General features: G+C 73.5%; 8 protein-coding genes. 6 read left to right on the forward strand and 2 right to left on the reverse strand.

Annotation, left to right across the window (positions count from 1 at the left end):
• Positions 1 to 219 precede the first annotated feature (219 nt).
• Genes AB0G59_RS10625 through AB0G59_RS10635 form a run of 3 tightly spaced genes read left to right on the forward strand, consistent with a single transcriptional unit; the run spans position 220 to position 10,836 of the window.
• On the forward strand, positions 220 to 7,392 hold the full coding sequence (locus AB0G59_RS10625; RefSeq protein ID WP_360910074.1) for an amino acid adenylation domain-containing protein: 7,173 nt from the start codon (positions 220 to 222) through the stop codon (positions 7,390 to 7,392).
• 4 nt (positions 7,393 to 7,396) lie between these two features.
• On the forward strand, positions 7,397 to 9,961 hold the full coding sequence (locus AB0G59_RS10630; RefSeq protein ID WP_360910076.1) for an FAD-dependent monooxygenase: 2,565 nt from the start codon (positions 7,397 to 7,399) through the stop codon (positions 9,959 to 9,961).
• Positions 9,958 to 10,836 (forward strand): SDR family oxidoreductase, encoded by an 879-nt coding sequence (locus AB0G59_RS10635; RefSeq protein ID WP_360910078.1) that lies wholly within the window; start codon positions 9,958 to 9,960, stop codon positions 10,834 to 10,836. Before AB0G59_RS10630 ends, AB0G59_RS10635 begins: the two co-directional genes overlap by 4 nt.
• Positions 10,837 to 10,869: 33 nt before the next feature.
• On the opposite strand, the gene AB0G59_RS10640 is transcribed toward AB0G59_RS10635, so the two are convergent.
• Both AB0G59_RS10640 and AB0G59_RS10645 read right to left on the reverse strand, forming a co-directional pair.
• On the reverse strand, positions 10,870 to 11,499 hold the full coding sequence (locus AB0G59_RS10640) for a phosphotransferase (protein WP_360910080.1): 630 nt from the start codon (positions 11,497 to 11,499) through the stop codon (positions 10,870 to 10,872).
• Positions 11,406 to 12,668, reverse strand: coding sequence for an MFS transporter (locus AB0G59_RS10645; RefSeq protein ID WP_360910083.1), 1,263 nt, complete (start codon positions 12,666 to 12,668; stop codon positions 11,406 to 11,408). Before AB0G59_RS10645 ends, AB0G59_RS10640 begins: the two co-directional genes overlap by 94 nt.
• A gap of 174 nt (positions 12,669 to 12,842) precedes the next feature.
• On the opposite strand from AB0G59_RS10645, the gene AB0G59_RS10650 reads away from it, so the two are divergent.
• From AB0G59_RS10650 to AB0G59_RS10660, 3 genes are read left to right on the forward strand one after another with little or no spacing between them, the layout of a single operon-like run.
• Positions 12,843 to 13,877 (forward strand): ABC transporter substrate-binding protein, encoded by a 1,035-nt coding sequence (locus AB0G59_RS10650; protein ID WP_360910085.1) that lies wholly within the window; start codon positions 12,843 to 12,845, stop codon positions 13,875 to 13,877.
• Positions 13,867 to 14,985, forward strand: coding sequence for an iron ABC transporter permease (locus AB0G59_RS10655; protein WP_360910087.1), 1,119 nt, complete (start codon positions 13,867 to 13,869; stop codon positions 14,983 to 14,985). Before AB0G59_RS10650 ends, AB0G59_RS10655 begins: the two co-directional genes overlap by 11 nt.
• The gene (locus AB0G59_RS10660) at positions 14,982 to 15,758 is read left to right on the forward strand and encodes an ABC transporter ATP-binding protein (protein WP_360910089.1); all 777 of its coding nucleotides are present in this window, start codon (positions 14,982 to 14,984) and stop codon (positions 15,756 to 15,758) included. Before AB0G59_RS10655 ends, AB0G59_RS10660 begins: the two co-directional genes overlap by 4 nt.
• Positions 15,759 to 15,771 lie beyond the last annotated feature (13 nt).

The following is a 15,771-nucleotide window of genomic DNA, read 5'->3' on the forward strand; positions in this document are numbered from 1 at the left end:
GCGCCCCACGAAGCGGGGCGCCTCACGCAGATCACCGTTCCACGACTCCGGCCATCGCGCACGCCGACAGCCGCGTGGACGAGTGACTGGTTTCCTCCTCCTCGCTTTGCCCCACCGTGACCCAGGACCAGCAATTCGACTACTTCCAAGTAGGCATGATGTCGATCACGACAGGGACTGCGACTGACAGGGCGGTCCACCCGTGGAAAGCAGATACACGTGATCAGTCAAGTACAGCACCCCCTGACGGCCTACCAGCGGGACATCTGGGCCGCGGGTTCCCAGGCCCCCCACTCGCCGCAGTTCAACTGCGTCCTCCACGAGCGTCTGCTGGGCAGCGTCGACCTCGACGCGCTCACCGCCTGTATCGAACATGCGTTAGGCCGCCATGAAACGTTCCGGCTGCGGTTAGACGAGCGAGCGGGGACGCCGTTCCAGTGGGCTGATCCGGAAGGTGTCGGGGTCGACAGGGTCGATTTGGCCAAGGAGCCCGAGCCGGAGGCGGCGTGCGCCGAGTGGATGCGGCGTTCCCTGGAGACGCCTCTGCCGCTGGTCGACAGCCCCCTCGTCGAAGCCACATTGCTGCTCGAGGGTCCGGGCGTCACCCATGTGCACATCAAGGCACACCACATCGTCGCCGACGCCTGGACCTTCCACAAGCTGAGCACCGAGATCCTCGACGACTACGCGCGGACCGTGGCCGCCAGGATGAGCGACGTCCGCCCGCCGACCTCCTATCTCGCCTTCGTGGAGGAGGAGGCCGCCTACCGTTCCGGCGCGGACGCCGACCGCGATCGCGTCTTCCACCGGGAGACCCTGGCGGGAGTGGCCCCTGCCCTCTTCACCCGCGCGGCGGCCGGAGGCGGGCGCGGCCGCCACTCGTTCACGATCGAGAGCGCCCTCGTCGACCGGGTCCGTGCCGCCGGCCTCTCGCCGTTCGCGTACATCGCCGCCATGGTCGGTACGTACCTGACACGCCTGCACCGCAGCGAGGAGGTCGTGCTGGGCGTCCCCTTCCTCAACCGGCCGGGCGGATGGCGGGACATCCTCGGCCAGTTCGCCAACGCCCTGCCGCTGCGCATACCGGCCGCCGGCGAGCGGTCGGTGCGGGAACTGGTCGCCGGAACCCAGGACGCGACCCGGGCGCTCCAGCGGCACCAGCGGCTCTCCCTCGGTGACGTCCTGCGCGGGCTTCCCTCCTCCGCCGAGGGCCCCCGTCAGCTGTTCGACGTGACGCTCTCCTACATCCACTGGCCCCAGCAGGACCGGCTCCCCGGCATCGAGCGGCGGACGGCCATGAGGGCCCCCTCGCACGAGCAGGACGCCCTGGGCATCGTGGTGTCCGCCTTCGACGACACCGCCGACCTCCACGTCGACCTGGACTACGCCTGCGACGTCTTCGACGACGACCTGCCCATCGCGTCGGTCGCCCGGCATCTCACCACGCTCCTGCGCAACGGTGTGGACATGCTGGACCGGCCCGCCCCGGCCGTGCCGATGCTGGCTGCCGCCGAGTACGAGGACCTCACCGTGGTGCGCGCCCAGGGCCCGGACGTCCCGTACGCGGACGAGGCCACACTGCACGGCCTGTTCGAGGCACAGGCCGCCCGCAGGCCCGGCCGGACGGCCGTGACCGGCGCCGACGGGGAGACCCTGACGTACGCCGAGCTGGACGAGCGGGCCAACCGGGTCGCCCGCGCCCTGCGCGCCGAGGGCGTCGGCCCGGGCGACCGGGTCGCGGTGATGATGGAGCGGGGGCCGAAGCTGCTGGTGGCGCTCCTGGGCACGCTGAAGTCCGGTGGCGCCTACGTGCCGGTGGACCGCGGCTACCCGGCCGAGCGCGTGCGGCTCCTGCTGGAGGACAGCCGCGCCAAGGTGGTGATCGTGGACGGCGACGGGCCGGTCGCGGATGCCGCCGAGGGGACGACGGTGCGGTGCGTCGAGGACCTGCTGCGCGCGGACGGCGCCCCGCTCGAACCGCTCGGCACCTCCCATGACCTGGCGTACGTCATCTACACCTCCGGCTCGACCGGCCGCCCCAAGGGGGTGATGGTGGAACACCACAGTGTGGTCAACCGCCTCGCGTGGATGCAGAGCCGCTATCCGCTCGGGGCGAACGACGTCCTGTTGCAGAAGACACCGGTCTCCTTCGACGTGTCGGTGTGGGAGCTGTTCTGGTGGGCGATCGAGGGCGCGAGTGTGGCGCTGCTGCCGCCCGGCGGGCAGCAGGACCCGCGGGAGATCCTGCGGACCGTCCGCGAGCAGCGGGTCAGCGCCGCGCACTTCGTCCCCTCGATGCTGGGGCCGTTCCTCGACCTGCTCCAGGAGACACCGCAGGCCGTCGAGGGACTCGGCTCCCTGCGGTACGTCTTCTGCAGCGGTGAGGCCTTACCCTCCGCTCGCGTCGAGCAGTTCAACCGCGTTTTCGGCGCGCACTCCCCCGTACGGCTGGTGAATCTCTACGGTCCGACCGAGGCCACCGTCGACGTCTCGTACCACGACTGCCCGCGCGAAGGGCACATCGCCCGGGTGCCCATCGGCCGGCCGATCGACAACACCCGGCTGTACGTGCTGGGGCCCGACGACCATCCGCAGCCGGTCGGCGTCGCCGGCGAGCTGTGCATCGGGGGCGTCGGTGTCGCCCGGGGGTATCTGGACCGGCCGGAGCTGACCGCCGAGAAGTTCCTGCGGGACCCGTTCGTGCCGGGTGGCCGGATGTACCGTACCGGCGACCTCGCCCGCTGGCTGGCGGACGGCACCCTGGAATACCTCGGGCGCATCGACGGCCAGGTGAAGATCCGCGGCAATCGCGTGGAGCTCGGCGAGGTGGCGGCCGCTCTGCGCACGGTGCCGGGCGTCCGCGACGCCCTCGTCGTGGACCGCGCCACCGATGCCCGCGGCACCCACCTCGTCGGCTATTACGTGGCCGACGCCGACATCGACCCGGAGTCGCTGCGGGAGCGGCTCGCGCGGACGCTGCCGGTGTTCATGGTTCCGGCCTATTTCGTCCGCATCGACGGCATTCCGCTGACGCCGAACGGCAAGGCCGACCGCCGCGCGCTGCCCGTACCCGGGGAGCCCGCGCAGCCGGCCGCCGGCGGACGGGCGCGGAACCGTACCGAGGCCGTCCTGGCCGAGATCTGGGCCCAGGTGCTGGGCGTGGCGAGCGTCGGCGTCCACGACGACTACTTCGCGCTCGGCGGGGACTCCATCCTGATGCTCAAGGTGCGGGCCGAGGCCGAGGAGCGGGGCCTGCGCTTCTCGCTCACCCACCTGATCCGCCATCCGACGGTGGCCGGTCTCGCCGCCCGCGCCGACAGCGCCCCGGCGGCCGGCGGCGGGGACGTCCCGGCGCCGTTCGGTCTCATATCCACGGTGGACCGGGCCCGGCTGGAAGGCGCCGAGGACGCCTGGCCGCTCACCCGGCTGCAGCTCGGTCTGCTCTACCACAGCCGTCGGCACGAGACGTCCGCCATGTACAAGGACGTCTTCCTGTACCGCCTCGAGATGCCATGGGACGAGGAGCGGTTCCGCCGGTCGTTCGCCCGGATGGTGGCGCGGCATCCGGCGCTGCGCTCCGGCTTCGACCTGGCGGGCTTCTCCGAGCCGCTGCAGATCGTCCACCCCCGGGTGGACGGTGGCCTGGACGTCGTCGACCTGCGCTCCCTCGACGGCGCCGCGGCCGACGCCGAGGTCCACGCGCACATCGAGGAACGGCGCCACCACGCCTACGCCTTCGACCGGGCGCCGCTGTACCTCGCCCGGGTCCACGTCCGGCCCACGACCGTCGATCTGGTCCTCAGCTTCCATCACGCGCTCCTCGACGGCGGCAGCGTGGCCAACCTCCTCCAGGAACTCCTCCAGGACTACGCGCACGACCTCGGGCTGGGCATCGGCCCCGTCGACGCCACGGCGCTGCCGTCGGCGGCGGCGCATGTGCGGGAGGAGCGGATCTCCCTGGGGTCCGAGGAGACGCGGCGCTACTGGAAGGAGAAGCTGGCCGGCTGCGAACCCTTGCAGATCGAGACGTTCCGGCCGCACCGGCCGCCGCACGCCCGCCGGGGGCCGGCCGCCCACCGCGTCGACCTGCCCGCCGATCTGCAGGCACAGCTGCGGGCCTTCGCCGCCGAGCACAGCGTGCCCGTGAAGTCCGCGCTCCTGGCGGCGCACTGCCTGACGCTGTCCGTGTTCGCCGGCACTGACGACGTGACCACCGGGCTGGTCACCCACGGGCGGCCCGAGCTCGCCCACGCGGAGCGCGTCGCCGGACTCTTCCTCAATACCGTGCCCCTGCGTCTGGGCACCGGGCGCATCAGCTGGCTGGACGTGGTGCGCGAGGCCTTCCGGCAGGAGCAGGACGGGCACGCCCACCGCCGGTATCCGCTGAGCGCCGTCCAGGAGGACCACGGCGGCCCCGTCCTGGACACCGCCTTCAACTACGTGCACTTCCACCAGCTCGCCGAGGTCCTGCGCCTGCCCGGCGTGCGCCTGCTGGACTTCCATACCTGGGAGGAGACCAACTTCCGGCTCCTGGTGAACGCGGTCACCGACCCCGACGGCGGGCGCGTGTGGCTGCGGATCGACGGTGACGGCGAGACGTTCTGCGCCGAGCGGACCGAGCTCTACGCGCGCGGATTCCTTCGGATCCTGCGGAAGATGGTGCAGGAGCCGCACGAGGAGCCCCACTTCGCCTTCCTCGCCGACCCCCCGGTCCTCGCGGAGCCCGTGGCGCGCCCCACCGTCGTCGAACTCTTCGCCGAGCAGGCCGCCCGCACCCCGGGGGCGACCGCCCTGGCGATGCGGGAGGAGCGGTGGAGCTACGCGCGGCTGGCCGAGGCCGCCGACCGGGTGGCCGGGCGGCTGCGCGCGCTCGGCGCCCCGCCGCAGGCCCGGATCGGCATCGCGATGGACCGCTCGCCCGAGATGATCGCCGTGCTGCTGGGCGTGGTGCGGGCCGGGTGCGCGGTGGTACCGCTGGACGTCGGCTACCCCGCCCGGCGGCTGGCCGCGATGCTGGAGCAGGCCCGGCCCTTCCGGGTCGTCGCCCACGCCCCGTACGCCCACCTCGCCGGCGACCCGTCGCTCGTACTGCCCGCCGAATCCCTGACCCGGGCGCCGGCGGAACCCGCCGCGGCCGCGCCGCGGATCGACGCCGACAGTGCCGCCTACGTCCTGTTCACCTCCGGCTCCACCGGCCGGCCCAAGGGCGTGACGATGCCGCACCGCTCCCTGGCCGGCCTCGTGGCCTGGCAGAACGGGACCGCGAGCGGCGCCGTGGGCGGGACGACCCTGCAGTACGCGCCGCTGAGCTTCGACGTGTCCTTCCAGGAGATCTTCTCCACCCTGTGCTCCGGCGGCACGCTGCACCTGGTGGGCGACACCGAGCGGCGCGACATGTCCCGCCTGCTGCGGCTGATCGACCACGAGGGCGTCGAGCGGGTCTTCCTCCCCTACGTCGCGCTCCAGCAACTGGCCGAGACCGCGGCCGCGCTGGACATCGTCCCCCGCGCCCTGCGCGTACTGATCTCCTCCGGCGAACAGCTACGCGTCACCGAGGAGATCCGAGGGCTGTGCGCCGCGCTGCCGGGCGCCGTCCTGGAGAACCAGTACGGGCCGACCGAGACGCATGTCGCCACCGCCTTCACCATGACCGGGGACCCGGCCGCGTTCCCGGCGCTCCCGCCGGTCGGCCGGCCCGTCGACGGGGCCGAGGCGCAGGTGCTGGACGCCCGGATGCGCCCGGTGCCCGCCGGGGCGCGCGGGGTGATCCACCTCGGTGGCGCCTGCCTGGCCGACGGCTACGAGGGCCGCCCCGACCTGACCAAGGAGCGCTTCGTCCCCCATCCCTTCGGCGGCGAGGAGCGGCGGCTCTACGACACCGGCGACCTCGGCCTGGTGCTGCCCGACGGGACGATCGCCTACGCCGGCCGGGCGGACTCCCAGGTCAAGGTGCGCGGGTTCCGCGTCGAGCCCGCGGAGGTGGAGCTGGCCCTCACCGACCTCACCGGACGGTACCCGGGCCTGCTCGACGCCGCGGTCGTGGCCCGGCGTCGCGACGACGGCGACTGCTTCCTCGCGGCGTTCCTCGTGGGCGAGGGCACGGCCGCGGACCTGGCCGGCATCCGCGAGCACCTGCGCGCGACGCTGCCCGACCACATGGTCCCCGCGCACCTGCAATGGGTGGCGTCCCTGCCCCTGACCCCCAGCGGCAAGCGCGACGACGCCGCACTGCGCCGAACCCCGCTCACCACCACCCCCGGTGCCACCGGCACCGACGCCGAGCCGCGCGACGCCTACGAGCGCGCGCTCGCCGAGATGCTCGCGGACCTGCTGCGGCTGCCCGCCGTCGGCATCCGCGACAGCCTCTTCGACCTGGGCGGCACCTCGCTCACGGCCATGCGGCTGGTGGTCCAGATCGAGCAGCGCTACGGCGTGCACATCCCGCTGTCCGGGTTCGTCGCCGCACCGACCGTGGCCGCTCTCGCGGCGCGGCTGCGCGCGGGCGACGCGGTCGCCGCGTACGACCCGGTGGTCCCGATCCGCCCGGAGGGCACCCGGCCGCCGCTGTTCATGGTCCACCCCATGGGCGGCAACGTGCTCTGCTACGTCCCCTTCTCCCGGCACCTCCCGGACGACCAGCCGCTGTACGCCCTCCAGGCCGCCGGCGCGGACCCGGGCACCACACCGCTGCGCACCGTCGAGGAGATCGCGGCCGGCTACGTCGCCGCGCTGCGCGGGGTGCAGCCGCAGGGCCCGTACGCCGTCGGCGGGTGGTCCTTCGGCGGCTTCGTCGCCTTCGAGATCGCCCGGCAGCTGCGGGCCGCGGGCGAGGAGGTGTCCCGCCTGGTGCTGCTGGACACCACCGCGCTGGACCAGGGGGCGCGCGTCCGGCACGACGACGACGCTCTGCTGCGGTGGTTCTTCTGGGAGCTGCTCCTGCTGGAGCGCGGCGGTGACTCCCCGATGGAGACCATTCCGGACGAACTGACCTCCCTCGAGGAGAAGTTCGACTTCATCGCCCGGCTCGCGAGCGACGCGGGCGTCCTGCCCGCGGGCAGTTCGGGAGCCGTCATACGCCGGCTCTTCGGCGTCTACCGGGCCAACTGGCAGGCGACGCTGGAGTACCGGCCGGGCGTCCAGGAGCAGGACCTGACCCTGATCCGCGCCATGGAGCCGCTTCCGGACGTCCTGACCGCCATGCACGGCGCCGCCGGAAGCCGCCACCAGGACCGGGCCAACGGCTGGCGCGAGATGACCAGCGGCCGGCTCCGCGTCGTCGACGTGCCCGGCGACCATCTCACGATCATGGAGGAACCGTACGTGGAACACGTTGCCAGGACCGTCGTGGAGCTGCTCGGGAGCGGCCCGGCCGCCTCCGTAGAGGGGAAGTGACGCCATGACGGGACGACAGCCTGCCAAGGCCCTCGTCATCGGCGCCGGCATCGGCGGCCTGGCCTGTGCCGTGGCCCTTCGACGGGTCGGAGTCGACGTCGAGGTGTACGAGCGCGCCACCGAGCTCCGCGCGGCGGGATCCGGTCTCTCGGTGATGAGCAACGCCGTCAACGCGCTGGCCACGCTCGGCATCGACCTCGGCCTGGACAAGCGCGGCCAGGTCGCGGAGTCCTTCCTGGTCCTGGACCAACTGGGCGGCGGGATACGGGACCTGCCGTTCAAGGAGATCTGCGACAAGGTGGGCGCGCCCAGCGTCTGCCTGAGCCGCTCGGACCTCCAGGAGGCCCTGCTCGACGCGGCCGGCGGCGTCCCCCTCCACCTGGGCGCGACCGCCACCGGCGTCGAGGCCGACGGCGACGGCGTCACCGTCCGCTTCGCGGACGGGCGTTCGGCCCGCGGCGACCTCCTCATCGGCGCCGACGGCTTCCACTCGGCCGTACGCGCCCACCTCGTCGGCCCCGAGGCGTCCGAGGACAGCGGCTACGTCTGCTGGCTCGGCATCGTCCCCTTCGACCATCCGGTGCTCACCCCGGGGGCCGTGCGCCATTACTGGGGCAGCGGGCAGCGCTTCGGCCTCATCGACATCGGCCACGGCCGCTATTACTGGTGGGGCACCAAGAACATGCCCGCCGCCCGCTCGCACGCGTGGGACGGCACCAAGGACGAGATCACCGAGGCGTATGCGGGGTGGGCCGACGAGGTGCGGGCGGTGATCGAGGCCACCCCGCCGGAGGACATCCTCGCCGTGCCCTCCCGGGACCGCGCCTTCCTGGAGCGGTGGGGTGACGGGCCCGTCACCCTCCTCGGCGACGCCGCCCACCCCATGCTGACCACGCTCGGGCAGGGTTCGGCCATGGCCATCGAGGACGCCGTCGTCCTGGCGCACACGCTCGCCGAGCCGGGGGCGTGCGAGGACCTGCCGCTGGCCCTGCGCACGTACGAGGACCGCCGCCGCGACCGCACCCGGGCCATGGTCGCCGCCTCCCGGTCGATGAGCGACCTCGAACAGGCCGACACCCCCGGCCTGCGGAAGGTCCGGGACGACTACTTCCGGCTGACGCCCAGGGAGGAGCTCGCCCGGCAGAACGAGGAGGCCCTCACCTTCCCCGCAGTCCCGGACCCCGAGCCGCGCGTGCGGCGCCCGCTCAGCCCGCTGGAGCGCTGGTACTGGACGGCCGACCGGGCATCGTCGCTCAGCGGCGTCTTCCGGGCCCGGCTCCACGGCCCCCTGCCGGTGCCGCTGCTGCGCGGCGCCCTGGACGCCCTCCAGGCCCGGCACCCCCTGCTGCGCGTCGCCGTCACCGGCGCCGCGGACGGGACGGCGGGGGTGGAGCCCGCGTTCCGGCCGGTGGGTGGGCGGCCGATCCCGCTGCGCCAGGTCACGGTCTCGCCGACGGACCCCGCGGCCGACACCCGGTGGGAGCGAGAGGTCGACGAGCACGAGCTCGTCGAGCGCATCGACTGGCGCGAGGGGCCGCTGGTGCGCGCCGTCGTGATCACGCGGGAGGCGGGCCCCGGGCACCCGGAGGACGTCCACGACCTGCTGCTCACGGCCTCGCACTGCATCGCCGACGGCATGACGGGCCTGTCCATGATGAGGCAGTGGATCGAGCTCGCCGCCCGGCTGGGCGACGGCGAGGCGCTGCCCCGCACCTCGCTGCGGGCGCTGCCCGCCACGGAGGACCTGCTCCCCCGCCGCCACCGGGGCGCGGAGGGCGCGGCCGCTCTCACGGCCCTGATGGAGCGCGACCAGGAGGAGACCGAGCGGCTGAGGCCGCGGCGGGTGGTCCCCAGCGACCCGGTGCCCTTCGGGGAGCGGCGCACCCGGATGGTGCACCGGTCCCTCACGGCCGAGCAGCTGGAGCTGCTGGTACGGGCCTGCAGGCGGCACGGCACCACGGTGCACGGAGCCCTCGCCGCCGCCATGGTGACCGCCGTCGCCCGGGAGGCGGGGACCTCGGAGCCCGCCTACTTCTCGATCGGTTCCCCGGTCGACTTCCGCGGTGAACTGGACCCCGCCGTCTCCTACGACGAGGCCGGTTCCTACGCGGCCACCCTCCCGTCCCGCGTGCTCTACCGGCCCGGCACGCCGCTGTGGCCCATGGCCGGGGCCATCGGCCGGGACCTGGTGGCGCGCCGCGAGCGCGAGGAACATCTGTCCGTGATCAACCTGCTGGGAAGGGCGGGGCCGAAGTCCTCGGCCGACTACGAGCCCTTCATGCGGTACATGGACGAGCAAGGGCCGCTCAACCTGTGCCTGTCCAACCTCGGCCGCTACGACTTCCCCGCCCGGATAGGCCCTTGGCGCGTCTCCGACACCCAGCTGGTCGCGGCCGTCTCGGTGACGGGCGCCGTCGTGGCGACCGCCAACACCAGCCACGGCCGGCTCGCGTGGAACTTCAGCTATGTCGACGGCATCGTGCCCGCCGATCGCGCACGGCGCATCGCCGACGAGTCCGTACGCACGGTGCTGTCCGCCATCCACTGCACAGAAGGAGAGAACCGTTGATCCGACAGCCGAAGCCCATCCCTCCGGCCGGACGCGCCGTAGTCCTCACCGGTGCCTCGTCCGGGCTCGGCAGGGAGTGCGCGCTCCATCTGGAACGGCGTGGCTTCCGCGTCTTCGCCGGTGTCCGCAGGGCGGAGGACGGCGAGAAGCTCCGCGCCGACGCCTCCTCCACCCGCCTGCGCCCGGTGCTCCTGGACGTGACCGACGAGGAGTCCATCCGGACGGCGACGGCCGAGGTCGTCGACGCGGCCGGCGAGCAGGGCGTGTGGGGGTTGGTGAACAACGCCGGTACCTGCGTGTCGGCACCGCTGGAGTGCGTCACGCCCGAGCGGCTGCGCGCGCAGCTGGACGTCAACGTCGTCGGAGCGGTCGCCGTCACCCAGGCCTTCCTCCCCCACCTGCGCCGCACCGGCGGGCGCGTCGTCAACGTCTCCTCGGGCCTGGGCGCTCTCGCGGCTCCCTACCTCGGCGCGTACGCGACGGGCCAGTTCGCCAAGGAGGGCATGAGCGACGCCTTCCGCCGCGAACTGCGCCCCTTCGGCGTCTCGGTCAGTGTCGTACGGCCGGGCGCGATAGCGACCCCGATCTGGGACAAGGTACGGGAGGCCGGCGAGGAGCTCCTCAACCGTGCCCCTGCCGACGTCGCCGGCCTGTACCGCGCGTCGTTCGAGCGTTTCCTGCAGATGAACGAGGAGCGGGCGCAGTCGAGCGGGACACGGCCCGAGGACTTCGCGCGTACGGTCTTCCGCGTCCTGACCACCTCCCGGACCAGGCCCCGCTACCACGTCGGCGCCGACGCGAGGACGGCCATGGCGCTGTCCCGGCTGCTGCCGGACGCCGCGCTGGACCGCATCTTCGCCAAGGTCACCGCGTAACGGTGACCAGGCAGGTGGCTCTCTGAGCCGAGCTCAGCCCGCGAGCAGGGCACGCGCCCACAGTTCTTCGCGCTGCTCGATGTATTCGGCATCGCTTCGCCAGATGTCGCCGTGACCTTCGGCCCAGAGGGTGGCCCAGGGCTGATCGCCCTGGGCTGCCCGGTCGCGCAGGAAGTCATGCATGGAGCGCGTCCGACGCCCCAGCAGGGGCACCAACTGACGCCGCTCGGCCTCGTCGAGCCCGTAGGCCTCGGCGAAGACCCGCAGCCGGTCCGCCGCATCGGTGCGCTGCCAGTCGGGATCCGCGGACAGCGGGATGAAGCCGTGCACCGCGTAGGCGACATCCCAGAGCCGGGAGCCGGGCGCGGCCGTGTCCCAGTCGATGAAGGCCCACGCGTCCTCGCCGCCGGCCACGAGGTTCCACGGCGCGAGGTCCTGGTGGGCGATGATGTCGGCGCCCTCGGCGGGGATGAGCCGCTCGGCCGGCGAGGGCCCCGGCCGGTAGCGGAAAGACCGGCCGGGGCCCTGGCATGCCCGCTCGGGGCGGGAGCGTGCTGTGACCTGCCCGGTCAGTCCGCCGTCTTCGGAGCCGTACGCGCGAAGTGACGGGCGGTCGGCACCAGCGCCGCTGCGGCCGGTACGAGGAAGCAGGCGGCGGCGCACACGGCGAGGACGGGCGTGACCCCGAACGCGTCGATGGCCGGGGCGATCAGGGCCAGGCCGATGGGCGCCAGGCCGTAGGAGACGAGGAAGTCCAGCGAGGAGACGCGGGCCAGCTTCTCCGGGGCGACCTCGCGCTGGGTGGCGGTGAACCAGGGCACGTTGAACAGCTCGATGCCGATCCCGGCGACGGCGTACGCGGCCACGACCACGACCGGGTGCACGGGCAGCATCAGGCTCAGCGGCGCGACGCCGTACGCGGCCAGCCCGGCGAAGGCGGCCCAGCCCTGGGAACGCGGCCGCCAGCGGGCGATGACCAGGGCCCCGCCGAGCGCGCCCACGGTGTACGCGGTCATGGCCGCGGCCAGCACCCACTGGGTGTCGTAGCGGTCCCGGCTGATCAGGGGCAGGGCGACGCTGGTGGCGGAGTAGCCGAGGGCGATGACGGCGACGAGAGCGGCCAGTCCGGCGAGGAACCAGGGGTGGCGGCGCGCCTCGCGTATCCCCTCGAGGAACTCGGCGCGGAAGCCGGCGCGCGGGGCGGGCTCGGCGGCGAGGTTCACCGCATCGCCCCCCTTGCCCGGGACGAGCGCGGCGACCAGCCAGAGCAGGCCGATGCCGAGCAGGAGCGTCGAGACGTCGAGGAAGGCCGCGAGCAGCGCGGTCAGGGCGGGTCCGGTGAGCGTGGCGCTCCGTACCGCCATGGTCATGGCGGCGTTGGCCTGCTGACGGCGCTCGGGGGCGACGGTCTCGGCGGTGAGCGCCTGGAACGCCGGGCGGCAGGCGCCCTGGCCGGCGCCCGCGAGGGCGGCGGCGGCCGTCATCAGCACGAGCGAGCGGCCGAGACCGGCGGCGAGGAGGGGCGCGGCGACCGCGGCCGCGAGGGCCGACCAGAGGACGACCGCGCGGCGGGAGTGCCGGTCGGCCAGCACGCCGCCGACGGCGACGGCGACGAGGAAGCCGGCGGTGCGTGCGGCGAGGACCAGGCCGAGGCCGGCGGCGCCGAGGTCGCGGTGGAGGACGGCGAGTCCGAGGACGAAGGGCAGGGCCCAGGTCGCGAGGCCGGAGGCGGTGGTGCCCGCCCACAGGCGCAGGAACGCGGTGTCGCGGAGGACCGAACGCGGGGGCGGGGCATCGGTCTTGGCCGCTGTCGGCGCGGGTGTGGTCGGCACGGTGTGGCTGCTCCTCGGGGGTGGGGGTGGCGGCTCGGCGAACCGCACCCGGATTCGTTAATGAAAATGAATACCATTACAGTACCCTTCGAACGCGGCACTCCTGCCCGGTGCACGACAACACCCACGCCTTCCGCTCGCCTCCCCTCCCTCCCCTCCCAGACCGGAGAACCCATGCGCCACCCAGCCCGCCTCGGCATCGCCCTGACCATCGCCCTCGCCACCGCGGGCTGCTCCACGGCAGCCGGCGACGGCTCCAGGACGGACGCCGAGCCCGGCGCCCGGGCCGCCGCCCCGGCGGCCTCCGTCACCAGCTGCGGCCGCCAGGTGTCCGTCGCGGGGCCCCCGAAGCGGGCCGTCACCCTGGACCAGACCTCGACCGAGACCCTGCTCGAACTCGGGCTCCAGGACCGGATGGCGGGAACGGCCAACCTCAAGACGAAGATGCCCGCGCAGTACGGGGCCGCGTACGCCAAGGTCCCGGTCATCGCCCCGAAGATCGCCACCGGTGAGCAGCTGCGCGCCGCCACCCCCGACTTCGTCGTCGCCGGCTCCACGGACCTCTACACCAAGGACCGCGCCGGCACCCGCGAGGAGCTGGCCTCCCTCAAGGTCCCCACCTTCGTCAGCGCCGTCGACTGCCCGCAGCAGAACCCGGCCGGCAAGACCCCCTTCGAGCTGCTCTTCTCCGACTACGAGAACCTGGGCAAGGTCTTCGGCACCGAGGAGCGGGCCCGCAAGCTCGCCGCCGACCAGCGCGCGGCGGTCGCCAGGGCCGGGGAGAACGCCTCCAAGGTTCCCCGGGGCGACGACCGGCCCACCGTGGTCTACCTCTACTCCGTCTTCAACGGCATGCCGTACGTGGCGGGCAAGAGCGGCCTGCCCAGCGAGATGAGCCGGATCGTCGGCGCGAAGAACGCCTTCGACGACGTGAACGAGGACTGGCCGGAGGTCTCCTGGGAGGAAGTCGCCAAGCGCGACCCCGACTTCATCGTGATCGGCGACCTGTCCGAGCGCGGACGGCCGGGCGACAGCGCGGCCGAGAAGCGCGCCGCGATGACCGGGCACCCGGTGGTCTCCCAGCTCGCGGCGGTCCGTGACAACAAGATCCTCGAGGTGCCGGGCATCGAGCTGGACCCGTCCGTGCGCTCGGTGCACGCCCTGGGACTGCTGGCCAAGGGGATGAAGGACCTCGGGTATGTCCGCTGACCCTGTGGCCCGGGCGGGGTCGGTGGATGTCCTGCTTCCGACGGCCCGCGGGCGGGTGGTGACGGAGGGCTCCGTCACCACCCCGCGGTCCGGCAGGTCCACTGCGACCCGGGCGGTCCTCTTCCTCCTCGCCGCACTCGCCCTGGCGGGCTCGGTCACGGCGGCCGTGCGCATCGGCACCGCCGACGTGGGCTGGACCGACCTCGCCCGCGTCCTCGGCACCCATCTCGGCCTGGACGTGGAGCCGTTGCCCCCATTGATGGACTCCCTCATCTGGGACCTGCGGCTGCCGCGCGTGCTGATGGCCGCGCTCGTCGGCGCCTCGCTCGCCGTGTGCGGCACGGTGCTCCAGGCGGTCACCCGCAACGCGCTCGCCGACCCCTACCTGCTCGGCGTCTCCTCGGGCGCGTCCACGGGAGCCGTCGCCGTGATCGTCCTCGGCGTGGGCGCGAGCGCGCTCGGGATCACCGGCGGCGCGCTCGCCGGCGCGCTGCTCTCCTTCGGGCTACTGCTGTCGCTGCTGCGGCGCACCGGCCTGGACTCGGTCCGCATCGTCCTCACCGGCGTGGTCGTCGGCCAGCTCTTCACCGCCCTGACCTCGCTCGTCCTGATGGCCTCGGCGGACGCGGACACCACGCGGGCCGTCACCCACTGGCTGCTGGGCTCGATGGCGCCGGCGCGCTGGAACACCGTCGTGGTCTGCGCGATCGTCACCCCGCTGGGGCTGCTGGGCGCGTGGCTCTGCTCGAACGCCCTCGACGGGCTCGCGTTCGGCACCGACACCGCCGCGTCCCTCGGGATCGGCGTGCGACGCACGCGGATGCTGCTGCTCGTGGTCACGGCCACGCTGACCGCGGTGGCGGTGGCCACCGTCGGCGCCATCGGTTTCGTCGGGCTGATCGTCCCCCACGGTGTGCGGTTCCTCGTCGGGCCGCTGCACCGGATGCTGCTGCCGTACGCGGCGCTCGCGGGCGCGGTGTTCCTGGTGTGGACGGACGCGCTGGCGCGGATCGCCTTCGCACCCCGCGAGGTCCCCGTGGGCGTGATCACCGCACTGCTCGGCGTGCCGCTCTTCCTCCTCGTCCTGCGCAAGAGAGGTGAACTGTGAGGATCACCGTCGAAGAGCTGAGCTGGTCGGTGGCGGGCACCCCGGTCGTACGCGAGGTCAGCGCGGACATCGCCCCCGGCGAGACGGTCGGGCTGCTCGGCCCCAACGGCTCGGGCAAGTCCTCGCTGCTGCGCTGCCTGGCCGGCCTGCGGGCCCCCGACGCGGGCACGGTCCGCTACGACGGCGAGTGCGTACGGGACTGGAGTGCGCGCCGGATCGCCCGCCATGTCGCCTTCGTCGAACAGGACTCGGGCGCGGACAGCGATCTGCGGGTCGCCGACGTCGTGGGCCTGGGGCGGACCCCGTTCCGGGACCGCTGGCGCGGACCGGACGCCACCGACCGGGCGGTGGTCGCCGCCGCGCTGGAGCGCGTCGGGCTCACCGCGCTCGCCGACCGCTCCTGGAAGGCCCTGTCGGGCGGCGAGCGGCAGCGGGCCCACATCGCCCGCGCGCTGGCCCAGCAGCCGTACGGGCTCCTGCTCGACGAGCCCACCAACCACCTCGACGTCAAACACCAGCTGGAACTGATGCAGTTGCTGACCGGTACCGAGCAGACGGTCCTGGTCGCGCTGCACGACCTGTCGCTCGCCGCCCGGTACTGCGACCGGCTGCTGCTCCTGCACCACGGCCGCCTGATCGCCTCCGGCACCCCCGCCGCGGTCCTGACCGCCGAGCGGCTCGCCGAGGTCTTCGAGGTGGACGCCGAACTCACCACCGACGCCCTGGGGCGCCCGGTGGTCACGTACCGCGGACCGCGCCACCCCTCCCTGTGAATCCCTATGAATA

It is taken from the genome of Streptomyces sp. NPDC021096 (assembly GCF_040641275.1).
Lineage (GTDB): Bacteria > Actinomycetota > Actinomycetes > Streptomycetales > Streptomycetaceae > Streptomyces.